General features: G+C 74.5%; 20 protein-coding genes. 6 read left to right on the forward strand and 14 right to left on the reverse strand.

All coding sequences use genetic code 11. The features are described from left to right. Nucleotides 1–59 precede the first annotated feature (59 nt). The 4 genes from pstB to pstS form a co-directional block, all read right to left on the reverse strand. On the reverse strand, nucleotides 60–836 hold the full coding sequence (gene pstB / locus QC029_RS24445; protein WP_279557935.1) for a phosphate ABC transporter ATP-binding protein PstB: 777 nt from the start codon (nucleotides 834–836) through the stop codon (nucleotides 60–62). Between the two features lie 33 nt (nucleotides 837–869). After that, nucleotides 870–1949, reverse strand: a complete 1080-nt coding sequence (gene pstA, locus QC029_RS24450) for a phosphate ABC transporter permease PstA (RefSeq protein ID WP_279557936.1) — start codon at nucleotides 1947–1949, stop codon at nucleotides 870–872. After that, nucleotides 1949–2926, reverse strand: a complete 978-nt coding sequence (gene pstC / locus QC029_RS24455) for a phosphate ABC transporter permease subunit PstC (protein WP_279557937.1) — start codon at nucleotides 2924–2926, stop codon at nucleotides 1949–1951. Before pstC ends, pstA begins: the two co-directional genes overlap by 1 nt. 120 nt (nucleotides 2927–3046) lie before the next feature. Beyond that, nucleotides 3047–4174 carry a phosphate ABC transporter substrate-binding protein PstS gene (pstS, locus tag QC029_RS24460; RefSeq protein WP_279557938.1) on the reverse strand — a complete coding sequence of 376 codons (1128 nt, stop codon included), beginning with the start codon at nucleotides 4172–4174 and terminating at the stop codon, nucleotides 3047–3049. A 374-nt stretch (nucleotides 4175–4548) separates the two neighbouring features. Between pstS and QC029_RS24465 the strand changes: the two genes are divergently transcribed. Beyond that, a complete protein-coding gene (locus tag QC029_RS24465; protein WP_279557939.1) occupies nucleotides 4549–5718 on the forward strand; it encodes a C40 family peptidase in 1170 nt (389 codons plus the stop codon). A 142-nt stretch (nucleotides 5719–5860) separates the two neighbouring features. Further along, on the forward strand, nucleotides 5861–7123 hold the full coding sequence (locus QC029_RS24470) for a PP2C family protein-serine/threonine phosphatase (RefSeq protein WP_279557940.1): 1263 nt from the start codon (nucleotides 5861–5863) through the stop codon (nucleotides 7121–7123). Nucleotides 7124–7156: 33 nt separating this feature from the next. On the opposite strand, the gene QC029_RS24475 is transcribed toward QC029_RS24470, so the two are convergent. From QC029_RS24475 to QC029_RS24485, 3 genes are all read right to left on the reverse strand, one after another. Further along, nucleotides 7157–7498: a DUF2516 family protein gene (locus QC029_RS24475; protein ID WP_279557941.1), complete on the reverse strand. Its 342-nt coding sequence runs from the start codon at nucleotides 7496–7498 to the stop codon at nucleotides 7157–7159. 95 nt (nucleotides 7499–7593) lie between these two features. Continuing rightward, on the reverse strand, nucleotides 7594–8364 hold the full coding sequence (locus QC029_RS24480) for a hypothetical protein (RefSeq protein WP_279557942.1): 771 nt from the start codon (nucleotides 8362–8364) through the stop codon (nucleotides 7594–7596). Nucleotides 8365–8379: 15 nt separating this feature from the next. Then, on the reverse strand, nucleotides 8380–8793 hold the full coding sequence (locus QC029_RS24485; protein WP_279557943.1) for a helix-turn-helix domain-containing protein: 414 nt from the start codon (nucleotides 8791–8793) through the stop codon (nucleotides 8380–8382). Nucleotides 8794–9021: 228 nt separating this feature from the next. On the opposite strand from QC029_RS24485, the gene QC029_RS24490 reads away from it, so the two are divergent. Then, nucleotides 9022–9939, forward strand: a complete 918-nt coding sequence (locus QC029_RS24490; protein WP_279557944.1) for a GNAT family N-acetyltransferase — start codon at nucleotides 9022–9024, stop codon at nucleotides 9937–9939. Between the two features lie 175 nt (nucleotides 9940–10114). On the opposite strand, the gene QC029_RS24495 is transcribed toward QC029_RS24490, so the two are convergent. Continuing rightward, nucleotides 10115–11110, reverse strand: coding sequence for a DUF368 domain-containing protein (locus tag QC029_RS24495; protein WP_279557945.1), 996 nt, complete (start codon nucleotides 11108–11110; stop codon nucleotides 10115–10117). 442 nt (nucleotides 11111–11552) lie between these two features. Here QC029_RS24495 and wrbA point away from each other — a divergent pair, with 442 nt between their 5' ends. Further along, nucleotides 11553–12164 carry an NAD(P)H:quinone oxidoreductase gene (gene wrbA, locus QC029_RS24500; protein ID WP_279557946.1) on the forward strand — a complete coding sequence of 204 codons (612 nt, stop codon included), beginning with the start codon at nucleotides 11553–11555 and terminating at the stop codon, nucleotides 12162–12164. A 70-nt stretch (nucleotides 12165–12234) separates the two neighbouring features. Here the strand turns inward: wrbA and QC029_RS24505 are convergent, their stop codons facing one another. Continuing rightward, nucleotides 12235–14328 (reverse strand): NAD(P)/FAD-dependent oxidoreductase, encoded by a 2094-nt coding sequence (locus QC029_RS24505; protein ID WP_279557947.1) that lies wholly within the window; start codon nucleotides 14326–14328, stop codon nucleotides 12235–12237. A 136-nt stretch (nucleotides 14329–14464) separates the two neighbouring features. On the opposite strand from QC029_RS24505, the gene QC029_RS24510 reads away from it, so the two are divergent. Further along, nucleotides 14465–15037: a GNAT family N-acetyltransferase gene (locus QC029_RS24510; RefSeq protein ID WP_279557948.1), complete on the forward strand. Its 573-nt coding sequence runs from the start codon at nucleotides 14465–14467 to the stop codon at nucleotides 15035–15037. On the opposite strand, the gene QC029_RS24515 is transcribed toward QC029_RS24510, so the two are convergent. Next, a complete protein-coding gene (locus tag QC029_RS24515; protein WP_279557949.1) occupies nucleotides 15012–16415 on the reverse strand; it encodes an FAD-binding oxidoreductase in 1404 nt (467 codons plus the stop codon). The genes QC029_RS24510 and QC029_RS24515 overlap by 26 nt on opposite strands. Before the next feature lie 71 nt (nucleotides 16416–16486). Between QC029_RS24515 and QC029_RS24520 the strand changes: the two genes are divergently transcribed. Further along, on the forward strand, nucleotides 16487–17452 hold the full coding sequence (locus QC029_RS24520; protein WP_279557950.1) for a LysR substrate-binding domain-containing protein: 966 nt from the start codon (nucleotides 16487–16489) through the stop codon (nucleotides 17450–17452). Here QC029_RS24520 and QC029_RS24525 read toward each other — a convergent pair. The 4 genes from QC029_RS24525 to QC029_RS24540 form a co-directional block, all read right to left on the reverse strand. Further along, nucleotides 17449–17868: a VOC family protein gene (locus tag QC029_RS24525; RefSeq protein WP_279557951.1), complete on the reverse strand. Its 420-nt coding sequence runs from the start codon at nucleotides 17866–17868 to the stop codon at nucleotides 17449–17451. The genes QC029_RS24520 and QC029_RS24525 overlap by 4 nt on opposite strands. 92 nt (nucleotides 17869–17960) lie before the next feature. Beyond that, complete coding sequence (locus QC029_RS24530) at nucleotides 17961–20000, reverse strand: pentapeptide repeat-containing protein (RefSeq protein WP_279557952.1); 2040 nt, start codon at nucleotides 19998–20000, stop codon at nucleotides 17961–17963. Between the two features lie 95 nt (nucleotides 20001–20095). Then, on the reverse strand, nucleotides 20096–21022 hold the full coding sequence (locus QC029_RS24535) for an LLM class F420-dependent oxidoreductase (protein WP_279557953.1): 927 nt from the start codon (nucleotides 21020–21022) through the stop codon (nucleotides 20096–20098). A gap of 176 nt (nucleotides 21023–21198) precedes the next feature. After that, nucleotides 21199–22239 (reverse strand): sulfotransferase, encoded by a 1041-nt coding sequence (locus QC029_RS24540; protein WP_279557954.1) that lies wholly within the window; start codon nucleotides 22237–22239, stop codon nucleotides 21199–21201. Between the last annotated feature and the right edge of the window lie 178 nt (nucleotides 22240–22417).

Genomic DNA, 22417 nt, shown 5'->3' on the forward strand with positions numbered 1-22417 from the left:
TTGCGGTGGCACCGCCATGCAGCACCGCAGACGGCCGGGACGGGCCGGGGCCGGCCGGATCAGCCGAAGCGGCCCGAGATGTAGTCCTCGGTGGCCTGCACCGAGGGGTTGGAGAAGATGCGCTCGGTGTCGTCGATCTCCACCAGCTTGCCGGGCTGGCCCACCGCGGCCAGGTTGAAGAACGCGGTGCGGTCCGACACGCGCGCGGCCTGCTGCATGTTGTGGGTGACGATGACGATCGTGAAGCGCTCCTTCAGCTCGCCGATCAGGTCCTCGATGGCGAGGGTGGAGATCGGGTCGAGCGCGGAGCACGGCTCGTCCATCAGCAGCACCTGCGGCTCGACCGCGATGGCGCGGGCGATGCACAGCCGCTGCTGCTGGCCGCCGGAGAGGCCGGAACCGGGCTTGTCCAGGCGGTCCTTGACCTCGTTCCAGAGGTTGGCGCCCTTGAGCGACTTCTCCACGACGTCGTCGAGCTGCGACTTCTTGTAGGAGCCGTTGAGCCGCAGACCCGCCGCCACGTTGTCGTAGATCGACATGGTGGGGAAGGGGTTGGGCCGCTGGAAGACCATGCCGATGGTGCGGCGTACGGAGACCGGGTCGACACCGCCGGCGTACAGGTCCTCGTGGTCGAGCAGCACCTTGCCCTCGACGCGCCCGCCGGGGGTGACCTCGTGCATGCGGTTGAGGGTGCGCAGGAAGGTGGACTTGCCGCAGCCGGAGGGGCCGATGAAGGCGGTCACGGAGCGGGGCTCGACGGACATCGAGATGTCCTCGATGGCCTTGTGGGATCCGTAGTACGCGGTGAGGCCGCTGACGTCGATGCGCTTGGCCATGGGAATCACTTCTCTTCTGCTCGTACGGCCGGGTCAGCGGCCGGTCTTCGGGGCCTTCCAGCGGGCTATGCCGCGGGCCACCATGTTGAGGATCATCACGAAGGCGATCAGTACGAGGGCCGCCGCCCAGGCGCGGTCGTAGGAGGCCTCGTTGCCGTTGGCCCACTGCTCGTAGACGTAGTACGGCAGGGACGACTGGGCGCCCTCGAAGGGGTTGTTGTTGATCGACTGGGCGCCGAACACCAGCAGCAGGATCGGTGCGGTCTCGCCGGCGATGCGGGCGACGGCGAGCATCACGCCCGTGGTGATGCCGCCGATCGCGGTGGGCAGCACCACCTTGAGGATGGTGCGCCACTTCGGCACGCCCAGTGCCAGGGACGCCTCGCGCAGCTCGTTCGGGACGAGCTTGAGCATCTCCTCGGTGGAGCGCACGACGATCGGCATCATCAGGATGGCCAGCGCCATGGCGCCGGCGAAGCCGGAGTAGCCGAAGTCCAGGATGATGATCCAGAAGGACAGCACGAACAGGCCGGCGACGATCGAGGGGATGCCGGTCATGACGTCGACGAAGAAGGTGACGGCCGCGGCGAGCTTGCCGCGCCCGTACTCGACGAGGTAGATCGCCGTCAGCAGGCCGATCGGCGCCGCGATCAGGGTGGCGATGCCGACCTGCTCGACGGTGCCGATGATCGCGTGGTAGATGCCGCCGCCGGGCTGGAGGGTGATCACGCCGCTCATGGAGTGGGTGAGGAAGTACACGTCCAGCACCTTGGTGCCGCGGGCGATCGTCTCCCAGATCAGGGAGGCCAGCGGGAGGAGGGCGACCAGGAAGCTGACCCAGATCAGGCTGGTGGCCAGCCGGTCCTTGGCCTGGCGCTTGCCCTCGACGGCCGTGGTGACGGCGTAGGTGGCCACGACGTAGACGATCGCGGCGATCAGGCCCCACTGGATGCGGCTGTCCAGGCCGAACGCCAGGCCGGTCCCGGCGCCGACGCCCGCGGCGAGCAGGGCGAGCCCGGCGGGGGCCCAGCGCGGGAGGCGGGGCTGCTTGAGGGCGCCGCTGCCGGAGGGCGGTACGGAGACCGGGGGCTTTTCCATGACCGTGTTGCTCATCAGGCGTTCGCCCCCGAGTACTCCTTGCGGCGGGCGATGATCAGCCGGGCCGCGCCGTTCACCAGCAGGGTGATGACGAACAGGACGAGGCCGGACGCGATCAGGGCGTCACGGCCGATGTCGCCGGCCTCCTTGAAGCCCGCGGCGATGTTCTGCGCGAAGGTGCCGCCGCCGGGGTTGAGGAGACTGACGTTGATCAGGAAGTTGGGGGAGAGGACGGTGGCGACCGCCATCGTCTCGCCCAGCGCGCGGCCCAGGCCGAGCATCGAGGCGCTGATCACGCCGGAGCGGCCGAAGGGCAGGACGGCCATCTTGATGACCTCCCACCGGGTGGCGCCGAGCGCGAGCGCGGCCTCCTCCTGCATCTTCGGGGACTGCTTGAAGACCTCGCGGCTGACGTTGGTGACGATCGGCAGGATCATGATCGCCAGCAGGATGCCGACGGTGAACAGCGAGCGCGGGGCGCCGCCATCGTAGGAGAGGACGCCCGTCCAGCCGAGGAACTGGTCGAACCACTCGTACAGGCCGGTCAGGTGCGGCACCAGGAACAGGGCGCCCCACAGGCCGTAGATGATGCTGGGGACGGCGGCGAGCAGGTCGACGACGTAGGCCAGCGGCGCGGCGATCCGGCGCGGCGCGTAGTGCGAGATGAAGAGGGCGATGCCCACGGCCACGGGGACCGCGATGACCATCGCGATGACCGAGCTGACGACCGTGCCGTACGCCAGGACCGCGATGCCGAAGACCGGCGGGTCGGCGTTGGCGCTCCACTCGAAGGTGGTGAGGAAGTTGCCCTCGTTCTCGGCGAGGGCGACCAGGGTGCGCCAGGTGAGGAAGACCGCGATGGCGGCCATGATCACCAGCAGTGTGATGCCCGAGCCCTTGGAGAGGCCGAGGAAGACGCGGTCACCCGGGCGGTTGGCGCCCCTCGGTGGTGACTTCTGCGGAGGGAGTGAGGCGGTGGGTGCTATGTCCATGGTTTCTCCGGTCTGATGAGGGGTGTCATCCCCTGGCGGCGGTGCACCGGATGGGTCGGTCGTGTGCGGGACGGGGAAGCGGCCGGCCCCGCTGGGGTGCGGGGCCGGCCGCCCGTGGCGTCAGGAGAGGGACGAGACGGTCTCGCGGACCTTGGTGATGATCTCGTCGGGGATCGGGGCGTAGCCCTGCTCGGCCAGCGCCTTCTGGCCGTCCTCGCTGGCCGTGTAGGTCAGGAAGGACTTGGTCAGGTCCAGGGACTCCTTGGAGTTGCCCTTGTCGCAGACGATCTCGTAGGTCACCAGGACGATCGGGTAGGCGCCCTCGGCCTTGGTGGCGTAGTCCAGCTCCATGGCCAGGTCGTTGCCCTCGCCGACGACCTTGCCGGCGGCGATGGCCGCGGAGGCGTTCTCGACGGTGGCCTCGACCGGCTCGGCCGCGCCGGTGTCCAGCTTCACGGTCGGGATGTTGTTGCCGGAGGCGTAGGACAGCTCGAAGTAGCCGATGGCGCCGTCGTTGTTCTTGACGTTGGTGGCCACACCGGAGGAGCCGTCGGCCGACTGGCCGCCCTTGCCGGCCCACGCCTTGGCGGGCTCGTACTTCCAGGCGTCGGGCGCCGCGGCGTGCAGGTACTCGGTGAAGTTGTCGGTGGTGCCGGACTCGTCGGAGCGGTGGAACGCCTGGATCTTGGTGGACGGCAGCTTGGCGTCCGGGTTCAGCTTCTTGATCGCCTCGTCGTCCCACTGGGTGATCTTGGAGTCGAAGATCTTGGCGATGGTCTCGGCGTCCAGGACCAGGTCCTCCACGCCGGCCAGGTTGTAGCCCACGGCCACCGGGCCGCCGACCATCGGCAGGTTGATGCCCTGGCCGCCCTCGCAGACCTTCTTGGACTGCTCGATCTCCTGCTCGTCGAGGGCCGAGTCCGAGCCCGCGAAGCCGGTCTTGCCCTGCAGGAACTCCTGGATGCCCGCGCCGGAGCCGGTGGGCTTGTAGTTGACCGCGGCGCCGTCGCAGGCCGCCTGGTAGTTCTTGACCCAGATGTCCATCGCGTTCTTCTGGGCGCTGGAGCCGGACGCGAGGAGGTTGCCCTCGCCGTCGCACTTGATGTTGCTCGCGGCCTTGGAAGAGCCGCCCCCGTTGTCGCCCCCGGTGTTGTCGTCCGAACCGCAGGCGGTCAGGACCAGGGCGCTGGAAACCACGGCAGCGCCGACGGCGATCGCTCGAAGCCGGCTGGTGGGCTGAAGCTTCACTTCGTTCAGTTCCTTCCTGGGGCCCGCCGGTGGGGTCGGCAAGCGATGAGGTGTGTCCGGGTCTCGTCGTTCAGCATGTGGGGCCGTCCGCGTCCGCCGGCGACCGGGCGCGCTCCCCGTGAGGCCGAAATTAGGCAGGACAGGTGAAGCGCCCGGCGGCCGAGAGTGAACGCGAGGTGAACCTCGGCGGACGGTGCAGTTGACGAGGCGGCCCGTGTGCCGGGGGTGGCCGGTTCGCGCCCCCTGTCGTCGGCGGGGCCGACGTGGCACCATCCGCGGCTGTGACTCGTTACGCGCGGGTAGGAACCGTGCGACGTGCGTGGAGGGGATGACGGGTGGGACGGCAGGGGGACGGCGCCAGGGTGGTCCGCCGCGTGAGGCCGGCGGGCGCCGTGTCCGCGGGGGCGGCCGTCTGCGCGCTCGTGTGCGCGCAGTTCGCTCTGCTGGTGGCGCCGGCGGGAGCCGCGCACGCGGAGCCGGGCGGGCCGGGTGCGCGGGACAGGGGCGGCGTTCAGGCGCCCACCGGGTCCCCGGAGCCCGGCGGGCCGGGCGAGGCGGGCGAGGCGGGAGGGGCCGACGGGGCCGGTGGGGCCGGCGAGGAGGAGGCCACCGCGCGGCTGGAGGAGCTCCGCAAGAGGATCGAGAAGCTTCACGACAGGGCGGAATCGGCCACCGAGAAGTTCAACGCGGCCGGCGAGCGGGCCGATGAGCAGCGGCGCGAGATCGTACGGCTGGCCCGGGCGATCGTGCGGACCAGGGGGCGGCTGGAGGACCTGACGGACAAGGCCGGCGCGATGGCCCGCGCGCAGTACCGCGGCGGCGGCCTGCCGCCGTCGGCGCGGCTGGTCCTCGGCGACGACCCGGAGGACTTCCTGCGCGACCTCGGGCTGCTCCACAAGGGCGACCAGGCGGTCAGGGGCCTGATCGGGAAGCTGAGGACGGCCAACGAGGACCTCGACGCGTACGCGGACGAGGCCGCCGGCCGCTGGGCGAAGCTGGAGGCCGACCGCGAGCGGAAGGCGGCGGCGAAGAAGAGCGTCGAGGCCGAACTGGCGAAGGCCGAGGAGCTGGAGTCGGAGCTGGAGGCCGAGGAGCTGGAGCGGCTGCGGAAGCTGGAGGACGACGCGGCCTGGGCCCGGCAGGCGCGGTGGCTGGAGACCGGCGTGCTGGAGGAGATCGACGACCGGGCGTCGGCGCGCGGCAGGAAGGCCGTCGCGTACGCGATGGCCCAGATCGGCAAGGACTACGAGTGGGGCGCCGAGGGCCCGGCCACCTTCGACTGCTCGGGGCTGACGCTGCGCGCCTGGGAGGCGGCGGGCCTGCGGATCCCGCGCACCTCGCAGGAGCAGTGGAGGCTGCTGCCGCGGGTGGAGATCACCGACATGCGCCCCGGCGACCTGATCGTCTACAAGCGTGACGCCGGCCACGTCGGGATGTACGTCGGCGACGGGGTGATGGTCCACGCGCCGCGGACCGGCCGGCAGATCACCACGGCGGGGGCGGGGTCGCTGCCGATCCTGGGCGTGGTGAGGCCGGACAGGTAGGCTGTCTCGGTTGGCCGCTCGCCGACCGTTTGGCATATGCCACAAGGCATTCCGTGCAGGCCCCCGGGGCCGCTATGGTCGCCCGGGGCGTCTGCACCCTGGCGTCCTGGTGCCCTCGGGGGGAGGGAAGAGGAATTCTGGCATGCCCGTATCGATGGGCAACGAGGTGAGGACCGTGGCACTGCCGCGGCAGTCGGCCGGCCCGCAGGCCGTGTCCGCCGGGTCCCCCGGTGGTCTGACACTGCTCGTCATCGAGGACGATCCGGTGGGTTCCCTGGCCATCCCCGAGATGCTCGACGCCTCCGGGGGCCGGATGAGGGTCCGCACCGCACGCAACCTCACCGAGGCCGAGCGGCTGCTCACCGACGACGTCCACTGCATCCTGCTCGACCTGGCGCTGTCCGACGGCACGTCCTCCGCGGAGGACGCGGAGGAGCTGGACATACTGCGCCGGGTGCTGCGGCTGGCGCCCCGGCACGCGGTGCTGGCGCTCACCGCCGAGGACGACGCCGAGCGCGCGGCCGAGGCCGTACGCGTCGGGGCGCAGGACTTCCTCTTCCGCGACGAGCTGGACGGCCGGGTGCTGAGCCGCGCCGTCCGCTACGCGGTCGAGCGCAAGCGGGCGGACCTGGCGCAGCGGCAGCTCACCGAGTCGCGGCTGCGGGCCCAGGAGAACGCCCGGCTGGAGCGCGGGCTGCTGCCCACCCCGCTGCTGGACGGCTCCGAACTGCGGTTCGCCGCCCGCTACCGGCCCGGACGGTCGCGGGCGCTGCTGGGCGGCGACTTCTACGACACCGTGCGCACCGCCGACGGGACCGTCCACGCCATGATCGGCGACGTGTGCGGGCACGGCCCGGACGAGGCGGCGCTGGGCGTGGAGCTGCGGATCGCCTGGCGGGCGCTGACCTTCGCCGGGCTCTGCGGCGACCAGCTCCTGAGCACCCTCCAGCGGGTGCTGGAGCACGAGCGCTCCAGCGACGAGATCTTCGCCACGCTCTGCACGGTCGACATCGCGCCGGACGGGCGGCGGGCCGGGCTGTGCCTGGCCGGGCACCCCGCGCCGCTGGTCGCGGGCGGCGGGCGCGGGCCGCGGCTGCTGCCGCACCGGGAGGAGGGCGGCGGTCCGGCGCTGGGCGTGCTGCCGAACGCCCGCTGGCCCCGCACGCAGGTGGAGCTGGGCGGCTCGTGGAGCCTGATGATGTACACCGACGGCCTGATCGAGGGCCGGATCGGCCGGGGCGGCCAGCGGCTCGGCCAGGACGGCATGCTCGGGATCGTCGGCCACCGCATGGCCGCCGGGCTGCGCGGCGAGGAGCTGCTGGACGCCGTGCTGGCCGAGGTGCGGGAGCTGAACGGCGACGAGCTGACGGACGACGTGGCGGTGATGCTGCTCGACCGGGGCTGACCCCGGCCGGGCGGACCGGCCGGCCGGCTCCGGTCAGCGGCCGCCGTTGTACGGGCCGTAGGGGCCGTCGCTGCTGCTGCCGCGGCGGAAGCCGCCCCGGCCGCCCCCGCCGACCTGGATGAGCGCGGGCCGCACGTCCACCATGTACACGATGTTGGCGATCAGACCGGCGATGGTCAGGAAGAGCATCCCGAGGAAGAGGTTCACGGCCACCGTGATCCCCAGGACGATCAGCCAGAAGCCCTTGGTCTTCTTGTCCGCGGCGCGGTAGGCGTCCTCACGGCGCAGGACCGCGTCGACGAAGCAGAAGACGCTGAAGAGGAGCATGCCCAGGAACACCCAGGACATCAGCCCGTAGAAACCGTCCAACAGCACGCTGGCCACCATCCTGATCCGTGATCCGGTCGTCGGCTCCCCACGCTACCGGTCCCGGGACCGGACACGAAGGGCGTGCCCGGTCCCGGCGGCGCTCATGCCTCCGGCTTGTCCGTGGGCAGCCTGTCCGACGGCGACGACGCCTTCGAGGAGGAGGTCCGCTTCGCGGGGGACTGCTTCGCGGCGGACTGCTTCGCCGCGGTCTTCTTGGCGGTGGTCTTCTTCGCGACCGTCTTGGGAGTCGCCTTCGCGGTGGTCTTCTTCGCCGTGCCGGTGCCGGAGGCGGCGCCGGTGCCGGAGGCGGTGCTCTTGCGGGCCGCGGTCCCCGTGGCCGCCGTGCCCCGGCGGGTGTCGCCCATCTTCGGGCGCGGCTTCTCCTCCTCCTCGCCCGCCTCGACGGTGACGGCCTCGCCGCCCCCGCGCGCCCCCTTCACCGGGAGCCCGCGAGCGGCCTTGGCGCCGTTGCGCTCCTCCTCCTTCTCCCCGCGCCAGGTCTGCACCGCGCCCCGGCCGCGCTCGGCCAGCTCGCCGTACCCCTCGCGGGCCTTGACGGCGTACTCGGCGGCGAGCCCGACGCTCTGGAGGGCGAGGTGCTGGGCCTGCTCGCGCAGCTTCTTCAGGTCGGTGTCGAACCCGGACAGCGCCGTGGTCAGCCGCGACTGGGTCTGCTTGGCCTGCTGGGCGAAGCGCTCCTGCACGGCCTTGGGGTCGGCGGCCCTGTCCTTCACGGAGGCCAGGCGCTCGGGCGCCGCCTCGCGGAGCTTGTCGATCAGGCCGGCCGCGAAGTACAGCGGCGTGGGGTCGGTCAGCGCCTTGCGGAGGTCGCTCGTCTTCTCGGCGGCCTTGCCGGCGGTCTTCTCGGGCATGAGGGTCCCTCCTCGTTATGGGGTCTGGGGCTTCGCGTCGGTGGAGGGGGCGTCCTCGGCCTCCGGGCCGGAGGCGTCGTCGGTGTGTCCGTTCTCCTTGCGGAACGACCCGTAGATCTGGAGCAGCACCTGTTTCTGCTGCTCGTTGATCGACGTGTCGGCCAGGATCGCGCTGCGCACCTCCAGTCCGGCCTGCTCCTTCTCGTCGAGGATTCCGGCACGGACGTAGAGCGTCTCGGCGGAGATCCGCAGCGCTCTGGCGAGCTGCTGGAGGATCTCGGCGCTGGGCTTGCGCAGCCCCCGTTCGATCTGGCTGAGGTACGGATTCGACACCCCTGCGGCATCCGCGAGCTGCCGCAGGGAGAGCTGCGCGCTGCGCCGCTGCTCCCGCAGGAACTCGCCGAGATTGCCGACATGCAGTGAAGCCATGCCTCCACCGTGCCTCTTCTTGCTAACTTTTGCAAGCAAGTGCTTGCAGGAGTGTTGCTCCTCTCTCCCTCACGCCGCCCGTGCCGCCCGTCCCGCCCGTGCCGCCCGTGCCGCCCGTTGCCGGTGCGGCCGGCGGGGCGGACGGGTTCCGGACGGCGCGGCGCGCGAGCCGTCCTCCGCCGGGCCGGGGAGCGCGGGGCGCACCCGCGGCGCGGGGAATCATGAGGCATGCGATCGGACCACTGGCACCTCACCGAAGACGTCGGCGACTTCCTCGCCCGGGCCGGGGACTTCCTGCGCTCGCGGCCCGGCCCGCACGTCATGCAGCTGACGTGGGCCGAGAGGGTGCGGATGCGGGGGGCGGAGGCGTTCGGCACCCGAGCGCCCGTCTTCGGTGTGCTGGAGCGGGCGGGCGAGGTCCGCGCCACCTTCTACCACTTCCCGCCCCGCGCCCTGGGCCTCTCCCCGCTCACGCCCGGGCAGGCCGACTCCCTCGCCGCCCGCCTGGCCGCCCTCGGGCACCCCGTTTCCACCGTCAGCGCGGACCACGGCACGGCCACCGCGTTCGCCGGGGCCTGGCAGCGGCACACCGGGGCGGTGCCGGGACTCCGCGCCACGCGGCTCCGGCTGTACCGCCTCGGCGCGCTCACCCCGCCGGACCCGCTGCCGGAGGGCCGGGCCCGCGTCCTGGGCGAGCGGGACCTCGAGCTCGTCATGTCCTGGTGCGGCGCGTTCGCCGAGACCGTCGGGGAGGCCGTCCCGATGAACGCCGGCTCGTGGGCCGGCACGCGCTTCGCCGACAAGCGCCACACGCTCTGGGAGACCCCGGACGGCACTCCCGTCTCCATCGCGGGCATGAACCCGATGATCGGCGGCCAGATCCAGGTGGACGTCGTCTACACCCCGGCCCGCCTGCGCGGCCGCGGCTACGCGGGCGCCGTGACGGCGGAGGTGAGCCGGGCCGCGCTGGCCGCGGGCGCGCGGGAGGTCGTGCTGTTCGCGGACCTGTCCAACCCCACCAGCAACGCCCTCTACCGGCGCCTCGGCTACCGCGCGCTCACCGACTGGGCGGTGTACGACTTCTCCCGCGCGGCGCCGGGCGCCGGCCGGGAAGGCGGCGGGCGGGCCCACCGCGCCGTCGGATGACCTCTTCCGCCGCGACCCGACGTCCGCTCCTCCTCCGCGAACCGGCGGCGCGGGACGGGAGCACCCGTCGCGCACCCGCCGCGGCTCCGGCGACCGCGGGGACGCGGCCGGCCCGGCCGGACTCGAGCAGGCCCCAGCCGGGCGGGCCGCCGCACACGCGGCGGCCCGCCCGCGCTCAGCGCTCCGTGCCGTGGTGCGGGGGCAGGGAGGCGGCGTACGGCTGCGCCGCGGTGCGGCCGAGGCCGTCCGCGGCGTCGCCCCCCGCCGCGCGGGCGGCGGCCTCGCGCCTGTTCTTGGTGATGTGCTCGGCCACCGCGAACGCCGCCACCACCGCGAAGCCCAGCGCCGCGAAGCCGACCGCCGCGCCCAGGTCGTCGCCCGGCGCGAGGAGGGCCCGGTCCTCGTCCTGCCAGGGCCACAGCGCCCGCAGGCAGCCCGCCACCACGCCGGTCAGGACGACCAGGGTGATGCGCTGCCGGTTCTCCAGCAGCCACTGCATCAGCTTGACGAACGAGGCGAGGCCCAGGGCGGCGCCGAGCGCGAACAGGCCCAGATAGCCGAAGTCCCGGTCGTTGACGGCGGAGAGGGTCCTCTCGTACAGCCCGAAGGTCAGCAGCAGGAACGAGCCGGACAGGCCGGGCAGCACCAGGGCCGACACCGCGACCGCCGCCGCGGCGACGACGACCAGGGGGGTGGCCTCCACCTCGCCGGGCGGCAGGCTGACGATCACGAAGGCCGCCGCCGCGCTCACCAGGGCGATGACGGCCTCGCCCGGCCGCCAGGGGGAGGAGGCGCCGTTCGGCAGCGGCGCCCGGGAGGCGAGCGAGAACGGCACCCACAGCGAGGCCAGCACCAGTCCGAAGAACAGGGCGCGGCTGTGCACCGGCTGCTCCTCGACCCAGCCCTCGACCAGTCCGGCCATCAGCAGCAGCGCGGCGAACATGCCGAGCAGCAGCGGGACGATGACGCGCCACTGGACCTGGCGGACCTCGTGGGCGGCCCGGGACAGCCCCCGCCCCCGGGGGAGGTCGGCGAGCGCCAGCCGGGCGCCGGTGACCAGCCGGCTCGCCGAGCCGATCGCCGTGTCGTACACGCCGACCACGAGGGCCACCGTGCCGCCGCTGACGCCCGGGACGGTCTCCGCGGTGCCTATGAGTGCGCCGCGCACCACGTTGAGGCCGTGCGCCGGCCAGGATGGCGTTGACTTCGACGCCCTGTGTCGCTGGGTTTCCCCCACCAGAGCTCCTTCGGTACTGGTCGAGTGCTGTGGGACGGCCCGGACGCCGGTTCCTGCGCGGCCGGGGGCGGGGCGGCCCCCGGTCCGGCCGGTGCGGGCGCACGGGAGACACATTGTCCCCGGTCCCGAGTTCCCCCGTTCGGCGGAGTGGGGCGGACGGCCCGGCGGCCCCCTCGCGAAGCCGTACGAAGTCGTACAAGGTTTAACCAACTCCGGGCGTGAAACCCGTCGCCGACCGCGGGCGCCGGTACCCGCCGTGGCGCGGGAAATGGGACCTACGCCATGGAAAGCCGCATAAGGTGACAATCGGCAGACGGTGAACGGAACGCGTCGGCGCCCCCGCGGTCGCCGACGCGGGGCAAGGAGTCGGAACCAGATGAGCGATGTCAGGCTGGCAGTGATCTACTACTCGGCGACCGGCACCCTCCACGGGATGGCCAGGCGCCTGGCCGAGGCGGGCGGGCAGGCGGGCGCGGAGGTGCGGCTGCGGCAGGTCGCCGAGCTCGCACCGGACGAGGCGATCGCCTCCAACGCCGCGTGGAGCCAACACTTCGACGACACCAAGGACGAGCCGAGGGCCACCGCCGACGACATCGTCTGGGCCGACGCGGTGCTGTTCGGCTCCCCCACCCGGTACGGCAACGTCGCCAGCCAGCTCAAGCAGTTCCTCGACACCCTGGGGCCGCAGTGGCAGCAGGGGCTGCTCGCCGACAAGGTGTACGCCGGCTTCACCGCCACCCAGACCGCCCACGGCGGCCAGGAGTCGACGCTGCTGGCCCTGTACAACACCATCCACCACTTCGGCGGCCTCGTCGTCGCGCCCGGCTACACCGACCCGCTGAAGTTCGCCGACGGCAACCCCTACGGCGTCTCCCACGTCACCGGCCCGGACAACGACGCCCCGCTCACCGACACGGAGCACGCCGCCCTCGACCACCTGGCGCGGCGCGTGGTGCGCATCGCGGGCCGCCTCAAGGGCGAGGGCTGACGGCCCCTCCGCGCGGATGCGCCGGGGGAGGACGGGTGACGGACCGTCCTCCCCCGGCCGTCTCCGGCGGCTACGCCCGGTGCACCTCCAGCGCCGCCCGCACCGCCGACTCCAGGGCTCCCTCGATCCACGCCGTCCTGATCGAGGTGTGGTCGCCCGCGAAGAACAGCGGCCCCTCGCGGCGGCCGAGCAGCGGGAACAGCTCGGTGTGCTGACCGGGCAGCAGCACGGCGGCCTCGCCGTACGCGTACGGGTCGCGCTGCCAGCTCTGGGTGCGCCCGGCGCCCGTGTAGAAGACCTCCACCCGCTGCCCGTACACCTGCTGCACACCGCGCAGGGCGTACGGGTAGCGGGCGTCGTCGTCGAGGCAGTCCCAGCGCCGCGCGTCGTCGGCCCAGCTGTAGGAGGCCAGCAGGACGCCGCCCTCGCTGCCCTCGACGCGGTGCGAGGGGTTGAACATGAACCGGTTGGGGTTGTCGCACACCGACCCACCGCCGACCACGCCCGCCGCCTCCGGCTGGTCCCGGGAGATCCAGCGGCAGGCGGTGTAGTGCACGCGCTGGGCCGCCGAGATGTGGCCGCGCGGCACGGACGGGTGCGCGCCCAGCAGGCTGCCGTCGTCCGGGGCCCTGCCCAGGCGGTAGGCGTCGTACAGCCCCGGCCGCACCCTCTCCAGCTCCCGCTTCCAGTCGGCCTCGCCGAACTCCCACCAGCGGCGGCTGAACTCCAGCAGCACCTTGGTGGCGCTGTCGTAGTGCAGCTCGGTGACGGCCCGCCGCTTGCCGTACGACAGCGGCGGGGCGATCTGGACCTGCCGCAGCCCGGAGAAGGGCACGGTGAGGACCGCGCAGTCGCCGGTGAACTGCTCGCGCACCACCGCGCCGTCGCGGCCCTCGGAGACGGTGTCGATCCACACCGCCGGACCGTCGGCGCCGATGTGCGGGGTGTCGCCGCGGTCGGCCCGCCCGCCCGCGCGGTACTCGACGCGGGTGGCGCGGCGGTCGAAGCGCACCGAGCCCCCGAGCTCCCCGAACTCCTTCAGCAGCGCGTCGGGCAGGGTGGCGGTGCCGCCCGCCAGCTCCCAGAAGGTGGTGTCGGGGCTGATCAGGGACCAGCCGATGAAGCTGTGGAGGAAGGAGAGCGGGAGGCGGGAGGTGAGGTTCTCCAGGGTGCCGATCAGGTCGATCGTGCGCTCGTCGAACTTCGCGTGCTCGGTCAGGAAGCGGTGCATCGACCAGTCGCCGAACCGCCGCACGACCCGCGCCCAGCCCTCCAGGCACTCCGGCAGCGGCTTGTTCACGCGCTTCCCGTCCGGTCCGACGGTGCTGTACTCGTCGCGCACCGGGTCCAGGACCCGGCCGAGGATCCTCGCGGCGGGGACGTCCCGGTACTTCTCGGGCACGCCGAAGGACCGGTTGACCGCCCGCGGGTCCTTCGCGTACTCGGCGCGGCGGACGCGGATGCCGTTGACGTTGATCCAGGTGCGGTACGCGGGCCTGCCGTCGGCGTCCACGTCCACCAGGTGGAAGCGGCGGCGCCCCAGCCCGAGCCGGTCGATCAGCCCCATGACCAGCGGGTGGCTGCCGGGGATGCGCATGGCCCCGGCCTCCGCGTACTGCCTCGGGTCGGCGAAGGGCTGCTCCGCGCCCTCGTGGCCGCCGGTGCGGAAGGTCTTGATCCGGCCGCCGGCCCGGTTGCCGTTGGCCTCGATGACGGTGACGTGGTGCCCGGCCCGCCTCAGCAGCAGCGCGGCGACCAGCCCGGCCGGGCCCGCGCCGACGACCAGCACCTTCTTGCCGGGCGTGCCGGCCGCCGCGGCGCCGGAGCGGGGCAGGCCGTCGCGCAGGATCCTCTCGTACCGGGGAGTGAGTTCGGAGCCGTCCTCGTCCAGCAGGAGGATGGCGCGGGCCACCGCCAGACAGGTCTGCCAGTCGGCTGTGCCCGCGGCCTCGGAGAAGGTCTCGGGCGGGGGAGCGGCGGGCGCGGCGGGGGCGGCGGCGGCGAGTCCGGCGACGGCGGCGACCGTCCCGGCGCCCGCGGTGAACCGCCGCCGCGACAGGGGCGCGGCGGCTTCGGCGGTGTGCTCGGAGGGGTGCTCGGAGGGGTGTTCGGCGGCGGCTTCGGGGGTGTGCTCGGCGGTGTGATGGTCTTCGTGGAGGGCCATGGTCTCTGCCTAAGGCCGCGCCGCCCCGGCGGGCCGTCGGCACACGGGACGACCCGCCGGATTCCCCCGTACGGGAGCGGCTTTCGGGTGTGAAAAGCCGTTGGGGAGCGGCGCGCGTCTCGGGCATGGTGCCCCCATGGACCTCACGAGCCCCGCTCCCGTCACCCTGCGCCCCCTGGACGAGGCGCTGCTGGACGCCCTGCTGGCCACGGCCGCCGCCGACGCCGATCCCGGCGAGGTGATGCCGCCGACCGAGGGGGAGGAGGAAGGGGAGGGCGGGGCCGGCTGGACGGACGCGCGGCGGGAGGCGTTCCTGCGCTTCCACCGCGCGCGCTCGCTGTGCGCCGAACCGGTGGAGACCGTCTACGCCGTGGTCGTGACGGAGCCGGGGGAGGACGGCCGGCCGGAGGAGGCGGTCGCCGGCGCCGCCCGGCTGGCGCCGCTCCCGGAGCCGGGCGCGGTCGAGGCCGGGGTGTGGCTCGGCCGCTCCCACCGCGGCCGGGGCGTCGGCACGGCGGTGTTCGCCCTCCTCCTCGACGCGGCCCGCGAGGGCGGCGCCACCCGGCTGCTCGCCCGTACGAGCGCGGCCAACGCCGCCACCCGCCGCCTGCTCGCGGCCGCCGGCGCCGACCTCGTACGGCGGGAGGGGCCGGACGGCGCGACGGTCACGGCGTGGCTGCCCCTCACCGGCCGGAGCCGGACGGCCTGATGTTGCGGTTCAGGCGGAAGAGGTTGTGCGGGTCGTGGACGGCCTTGAGGGCCGCCAGCCGCTCGTAGGCGCCCGCGTCGTGGCCGGCGCGGGTCTGCGCCTCGTCGGCCCGCTCGCCGTCCCCGTAGAGGAAGGCCAGGCTGTGGCCCGCCGTCCAGGGCGCCAGGACCTCGCGCAGCAGGTCGAGCCGGTCGCGCACCTCCTGGAGGCCGTGCCCCGTGCCGCCGGGCGGGGGGCCGGGGAAGGCGACGGCGCGGACGGCGTACTCCGCCTCCCGGTGGCCCACGGCGTTCCCGGCCGGGCCGGGCCCGCGCAGCGCCCCGCCGAGGTGGCGGACGTCCGTGACGCAGGGGACGGGCGAGCCGGGGCCCACCGTGTCGAGCACGGCGCCCAGCGCCTCGGGCGGCAGTTCCCGCAGCAGGGCGTTGGTGGCGGTGTAGGGCTGCGGGAAGGACGGGTCGCGGTGGACGGAGTCGCAGGCGGCGTACGGCATCTCGCGCAGGTCGTCCACGAGCCGCTCGCCGGCCGCCCGCAGCGGCGCCACCAGTCGCTCGCCCTCCTCGGCCGGGCCGCTGTGGACGATCCGGAAGGAGGCGGCGTACCGGCCGCGCAGCGGCGCGGGGACGGCCGGGACGTCGGGGTGGCGGAGCAGGGCGACGGAGGAGGTCAGCGTCTCGGGGACGTCCGCCGTCCAGCGCCGCCAGACCTCCAGGGCCCGCTCCGCCGCCGGGGCGCCGAAGACGAGCTGGCCGCCGTAGATCGCGGGCACGGGGAAGAGCTCGATCTCCATGGCCGTCACCACGCCGAAGTTGCCGCCGGTGCCCAGCAGCGCGCCGAACAGCTCGTCGCCGGGGACGGTGCGGCGCGGGCGCCCGTCGGCGGTGACGACCTCCAGGGCGCGTACGTGGTCGGCCGCGTAGCCGAACCGCCGGGCCAGCAGGCCGATGCCGCCGCCCAGGGTGTAGCCGACGGCGCCCACGGTGGGCGAGGAGCCGTTGAGCGGCGCCAGTCCGTGGGGGGCGGCGGCCCGGACCACCGCGCCCCACCGCGCGCCGGCGGCGACGCGTGCGGTCCGGGTCCCGGGATCGACGCTCACCCCGGTCATCCGCCGGGTGCCGACGAGCACCCCGCCCTCGGCGGCCACCGACAGCCCGTGCCCGGTGGCCTGCACCGCCACCGGCAGCCCGCGCCCGGCCGCGTACGCCACGGCCAGCCGCACGTCCTCGGCGTCCGCCGCGCCGACGACGAGGGAGGGGCGGTGGGTCCAGGCGGTCTGGAAGCCGGAGACCTCCTCGTCGTAACCGGGCTCGCCGGGCCGGAGGACCGGGCCGGTGGTGGCGGGGAAGCGGTGGGCCGTGCGGTGCGGTGAGCTCTCCATGCCCTCCAGGGTGGTGACCGCCGTGCCATAAGTCCAAGATCTGATCGATATCGCAACTAGAATCACCGGTTATGGAGATCCGGCAGCTGCGGTACCTCGTCGCCGTGGTGGAGGAGGCCAACTTCACCCGCGCCGCCGCGCGTCTGCACGTCGCCCAGCCCGGCGTCAGCGCCCAGATCCGGCAGTTGGAGAGGGAGCTGGGGCAGCCGCTGCTGGACCGCTCCGGCCGCTCGGTGCGCCCCACGGAGGCGGGGGAGGCGGTGCTGCCGTACGCGCGGGCCGCGCTCGCCGCCGTCGACGGCGTGCGGCAGACCGCGGACGAGTTCACCGGGCTGCTGCGCGGCCGGGTCACGGTCGGGCTGTTCTCGGCCGCGGCCACGCACGACCTCGACGTGGTCTCCGTGCTGGCCGACTTCCACGACGACCACCCGCGGGTCGAGATCACCCTCACCGAGGACGTCTCGGACCGGATGCTCGCCGCCCTCCGGCACGGCGAACTGGACGTGGCGGTGGTCGGGCTCACCGGCGAGGAGCCGCCGCCCGGCGTCTCCCTCCAGGTGGTCGTCGACGAACCGCTGGTGGCGGCCGTACCGCCGCACGACCCGCTGGCCGGGCGCACGAGCGTGACGCTGGCCGCGCTCGGCGACCGCACCCTGATCAGCCTGCCGCGCGGCACCGGGCTGCGCGGCGTGCTCGACCGGGCCTGCGCCGCGGCCGGCGTCCGGCCCCGCGTCGGCTACGAGGCCGCCGCGCCGCACGTCCTGGCCCGGCTCGCCGCGCGCGGTCTGGGCGTCGCCGTGCTCCCGGCGGGCTCGGCGGCGGAGCACCGGGACCTGCTGCGGGCGCTGGAGATCGTACGGCCGCGGCTGCGCGGCCGGATCGCCCTGGCCTGGCGCACCGACGGCCCGTCCGGGCCGGCGGCCCGGGCCTTCCTGGCCCGGCTGCGCACGGCCATGCCGGTGCCGATGCCGGTTCCAGGTCCGGTGCCGGCGTCCGGTCCGGAGCGGGCACCGGCACCGGAACCGGAACCGGACTAGGCGTCCGGGCCGGCCGGCCGCGCCGCGACGATCACGTTCCCGTACAGGTCGGCGAAGTGCAGCGATCCGCCGTCGGCGTCCTCCCGCTCGCCCCACGTCCGTACACCGTGCTCGCGCAGCCGCGCGGCGACCCCGCCCAGGTCGTCGGTGTGGAGGACGAGCAGCGGCTGCCCGCCGGTCTGCCGCCCGACCAGCCGGCGTTCCCGCTCGCCGGTGGCGGGCATCAGCCACAGACCCGTCCCCTCCTGGCCGGGGACGCCCAGGTGGAGGTAGCGGTAGCCGTCCGCCGTGCGGTCGTGCAGCACGCGCAGTCCGAGGACGTCGCGGTAGAACGCCAGGGCGTCGTCCGGGTCGTCGACGAGGACGACCAGGCGGCCGAGTGCGGAGAACGGGCTCCGGCCGGGGTGGGAGGTCATGCCGGGACCGTAGCGGCGCCCACCGACATCGGCGGGTGGCAGGGGCGCGCGGGGCCCGGCGACCGCGCCGCCCGCCGCCCGCCGGGCCGGGGTCAGCGTTTGACGCGGGTGCGGACGGCCAGGACGGCGAGGCCGAGGAGGACGGGTTCGGCGAGGCGGGAGGCCATCTCGGTGTAGGTGCCGGCGGTGGTCAGGTCCTGGCCGGAGGAGCGGAAGGCCACCGAGTTGATCACCACCCGCAGGGCCTTCTCGAACCGCTCGGCGGTGACGCGTTCGGTCAGCGGCCCGGTGGGGCCGACCGGGTCGGGGGTGCGGGTGGTCCAGGTGACCTCCTGCCCGGCGGCGACCTGGCGGCCGGTGGTGACCGGCTCCGGATCGCCGGCGGGCAGGCCCCACAGCAGCAGCGCGAGCAGGGTGGCGGCCATGGCCCCCAGCAGCCAGACCAGGGCGCGGGCGGCGCGCAGGCCGTAGCCCGACAGGGCCCAGTAGGCGGTCAGCAGGGCCCGCTCGCTCCGGGGCCGGTGGGTGTCGTGGCGGCGCATCTCCATCTCGCCGTAGTAGAAGTCGGCGGCGTCCGGCTCGTTCTTGCCGTCCTCCAGCGACTTGCGCACCTGCCGGTACAGCGCGGCCACCGCGGCCGGTCTCAGGTCGGGGGCGTCGGGCGGCGGGGCGGTCCAGCCGCGGGCGAGGGCGGGGCGGCGGGCGGTGCGCGACCGCCAGTGGTGCTCCTCGGCCAGCGTGTTGCGCCGGCTCCACCGCCAGGGGAAGCGCCGGTTCCAGCCGGTGGGGGTGGTGGCGAAGGTGCACCAGCCGTCCACCCGTAACTGGTCGAGGTGGACGGCGCCGGCGAACCGGCACGCGCTCAGGTCGACGTCGTGCAGCGCCAGGTGCGCGGCGTCGACCCCGCCCACCGACACCAGGCGTACGCCGGGCTCCCGGCCGGACAGCCGCGTCTCCGGCAGCGGGCTGTCCGGGCCCAGGCGGGGGAAGGGGGTGGGGCGGGCGGCGACCAGCACCGGGTACTCGAGGACCGCGTCGCGCAGGTCCACCTCGGCGTAGCGCAGGTGCAGCGTGGCGGTCGACGCCCACCGCGTGCGCGCGCAGCTCACCCTGCGGGCGGCGGCCTCCACCGTCGCCGGCACCGCGAACACCGCGCCGTCCAGGCTCACCGTCCCGTCGCACACCAGCGGGCCCAGCCGCGACACCCCCTCGAACCGCGCTGCGTCGAACCAGGCGCTGCCGGTGAGGACCGCCCCGTCGAACCGGGCGTCGCCGGTGAAGACCGCCCCGCGGAACCGGGCGCCGTGGGCGAAGGCGGCCCTGGCGAACACCGCGTCCCGGGCGAAGGCCGCCGAGCCGAACCGGGCGTCGCCCTTGAAGACCGCGCCGCCGAACCGTGCGGTGCCGTCGAAGGACGCCCCGCTGAAGTCGGCGGTGCCCTTGAACGACGCGTCCTTGAACCAGGCGTCGTCCCGGAAGGCCGCGCCGCCGAACGAGGCGTGGCCCTTGAAGATCGCTCCGCCGAAATCGGCGTCGCGGGCGAAGGAGGTCCGGTCGAACGTCGCCCCGCCGGTGAAGCTGGTGGCCCTGAGGTCGCAGTCGCCCCGGAAGGCCGCCCTGTCGAACGAGGCGCCGCCCTCGAAGCCCGCCCCACCGAACCGCGCGCCGCGGGCGAAGACCGCGTCGCCGAAGTCGGCCCCGCCGGTGAAGACCGCCGCCGTGAACCCGGCGTCGCCGTCGAAGACCGCTCCGCCGAAGTGCGCGCCGCGGGTGAAGACCACCCGGTCGAATCCGGCGTCGCCGCCGAAGACCGCTCCGTCGAACCGGGCACGGCCCGCCTCCGGCCGGCCGGAGGCGGAGGTGGAGGCGGAGGTGGAGGCGCGCAGGGCGCCGAGCAGCCGGCGCAGCAGGTCCGTGGTGAAGGGGGTGTCGCGGTGGTCGACGTCGGCGCCGGGCGCCAGGGACGCGAGGTAGGCGTCGCGGTCGGCCTCGTCCAGGTGGGCCAGGCACGCGGCGGTGCCGGGGACGGGGACGCCGCGGCAGCCCGGCGGATCGGTCGCGGGGCCGGCGCCGTGTCCGCAGCGCGGCCCCGGCGCCGGGATCGGGAACGGTTCGGGGCTCGGGTGTGTCACGTCCCGAGGACGATCCGGCCCGGCCGCGTGGTTGCCCGCCCCGGAGGTGGCGTGCGGCACCGGGACGTCCGGGGCCGGTCCGGACACCGGGCGCGCTACTGCCCGGCCCCCACGACCTCGGCGAGGCGGCGCCAGCCCTCCCGGGGCAGCCCGCCGGGCGCGGGGGAGCCGATGAGCTGGAGGGCGACGTGGTCGGCCCCCGCCGCCCGGAACTCCTCGACGCGCGCCCGGACGCGCTCCTCGCCGCCCCAGGCGAACAGGGCGTCGACGAGGCGGTCGCTGCCCCCGTCCGCGAGGTCCTCCTCGGTGAAGCCGCCGCGCAGCCAGTTGGCGGTGTAGTTCGTCAGGCCCAGGTAGAACGACAGGGCCTCGCGGGCCAGGGCGCGGGCCCGTCCGGGGTCCGCCTCCAGCACCACCCCCAGCTCGGGGGCGAGGACGGGGCCGGCGCCCAGGGCCCGGCGGACCGAGGCGACCTGGTCGGCCGTCACCAGGTAGGGGAGGGCGCCCGCCGAGCGGTCCCGGGCCAGGCCCAGCATCCTGGGTCCCAGGGCCGCCAGGACGCGCCGGCCGGCGGGCACCGGCCGCTCCGCGGCGTCCAGGCCGTCGAGGTAGCCGGCCATCGAGGCGAGCGGGCTGCGGTAGCCCCGGACCATCTGGGGGTGGCTGACACCCAGGCCCAGCACGAAGCGCCCGGGGTGGGCGGCCTCCAGCTCCGCGAAGCGCGCGGCGGTGTCCTCCGCCCCGGACCGCCAGATGCTCTGGATGGCCGTGGCCACGGTGATGCTCCCGGTCGCCGCGAGGACGGGCGCGGCCTCCCCGGCGGTGCTGTGGCCGAGCCAGAAGGCCCCGAAGCCCAGTTCCTCCAGCTCGGCCGCGGCCTCGTTCCGCACGGACCGCTCCGCGTCCGAGATCCCGCCGAAGACGCCGAAGCGCCCGATGGCCTGCCGGAGGGAGAAGGCGCCCGTCCCGTCCACCGCGTCGTCCACCGTCTCGTCCACCGTCTCGTCCATCGCGTCGTCCATCGTGTCGGCTCCCCGTGTCGGTGGTCGCGGCGGACGGCTGCCCGCTCTCACGACCACGCCCAACTCGCTCCGCTCACACGGTATTTCCGCCTGCGCCCGCCGCGCGTGTGCCGTACGTCCGCCGGCGGCTCCGGGGCCGGGGCGCGCCCCGTGGCCGCGGCCGGTACGGCGCCGCGTCACGCCGCGGCGAGCGCCCGCTCCCCCGGCGCGCAGGCCTCCCGCAGCGCGGCCAGCTCGTCCGGCGGCAGCCGCAGGGAGGCCCCGCGCCTGCCCGGGTCGAGCCTCTCCCGGCCCGCCGCCAGCCACTCGCCGCCGGGCTCCACGCCGACGAACTCGGCCAGCCGCGACAGCTCCTTGTCCGGTGAGTCCAGCAGGTCCTCGTACGACAGGCTCATCCGGGCCGCCTCCGGCACCCGCGCCAGGTGCTCCAGGCACTCGGTCACCAGCCGCGACCACAGCTCCCCGAAACGGGCCACCGGCATCACCCGGTCGAACACCAGCCGGGGGTCGAACGGGTCCTGGAGCAGCCCCGCCAGGTCCGGAGGCAGCTCCCGGGCGTGCTCGGGCGTCAGCTCGTCACCGAATTCCAGCCCCAGCAGCGCGTACATCTCCTCCATCATCGAGAGCAGCCGGAAGCCGGTGTGGCGGCTCATCGACAGCGCGCAGTCGGGGCCGCCGCGGTGGAGGTGGACGAACCTCGCCTCGGGGAAGCCCGCGCGCAGCCGGGGCACCCACCGCACCGAGAAGCCCGAGCGCTCCACCGTCACCCGCCGCCCGAACCGGGCGCACAGCAGCCCGAACAGCTCCCGGTACTGGTCCTCGACGGGCCGGCGCGGCCAGGAGGAGACCCGCGGGGCGAGTTCGTCCAGCAGGCCGTCGGGGTCGTCGGTGAGGTGCGGCAGCACCATCAGGGACAGCCTGGGGATGCCGGTGGCGTCGGCCGAGAAGCGACCGGCCCGGCGCGGGTAGAGGAACTCCGGCATGGACGCGCCGCTGCGAATCATCCTGTCGAACGTGGGGTTGGGTTCGGCCAGGAGCCGCCAGAACCCCCGGCCGTCCAGCTCCCCCTCGGGCATCCCCTCGGACCCGACCGAGGAGAGCAGCTCGTTGAGGCTGAGGATCTCCGGGTGCAGGTTGAGCACGCGCGACAGCGCGGTCGAACCGCTCCGCCCGGTCCCGACGACGAACGACAACGGCCGCACGGTCACGTCCCCCACCCCACCCGCTCCATCGGTCCCGGTCCGCGGTCTGCACGACGCAGCGTACGGACCCGGACACGGTGTGCGGCAGGGCGACTTCCGGCCAGGGACGCGGCGCGGCCGGGAGCGCGGCGCGGCCGGGGCCGGACGGGCCGCGCCGCCCGGCCCCGTCGGCGCGGACGCCCCCTCCCGGATG

Source organism: Streptomyces sp. DH37 (assembly GCF_029813835.1).
GTDB lineage: Bacteria > Actinomycetota > Actinomycetes > Streptomycetales > Streptomycetaceae > Streptomyces.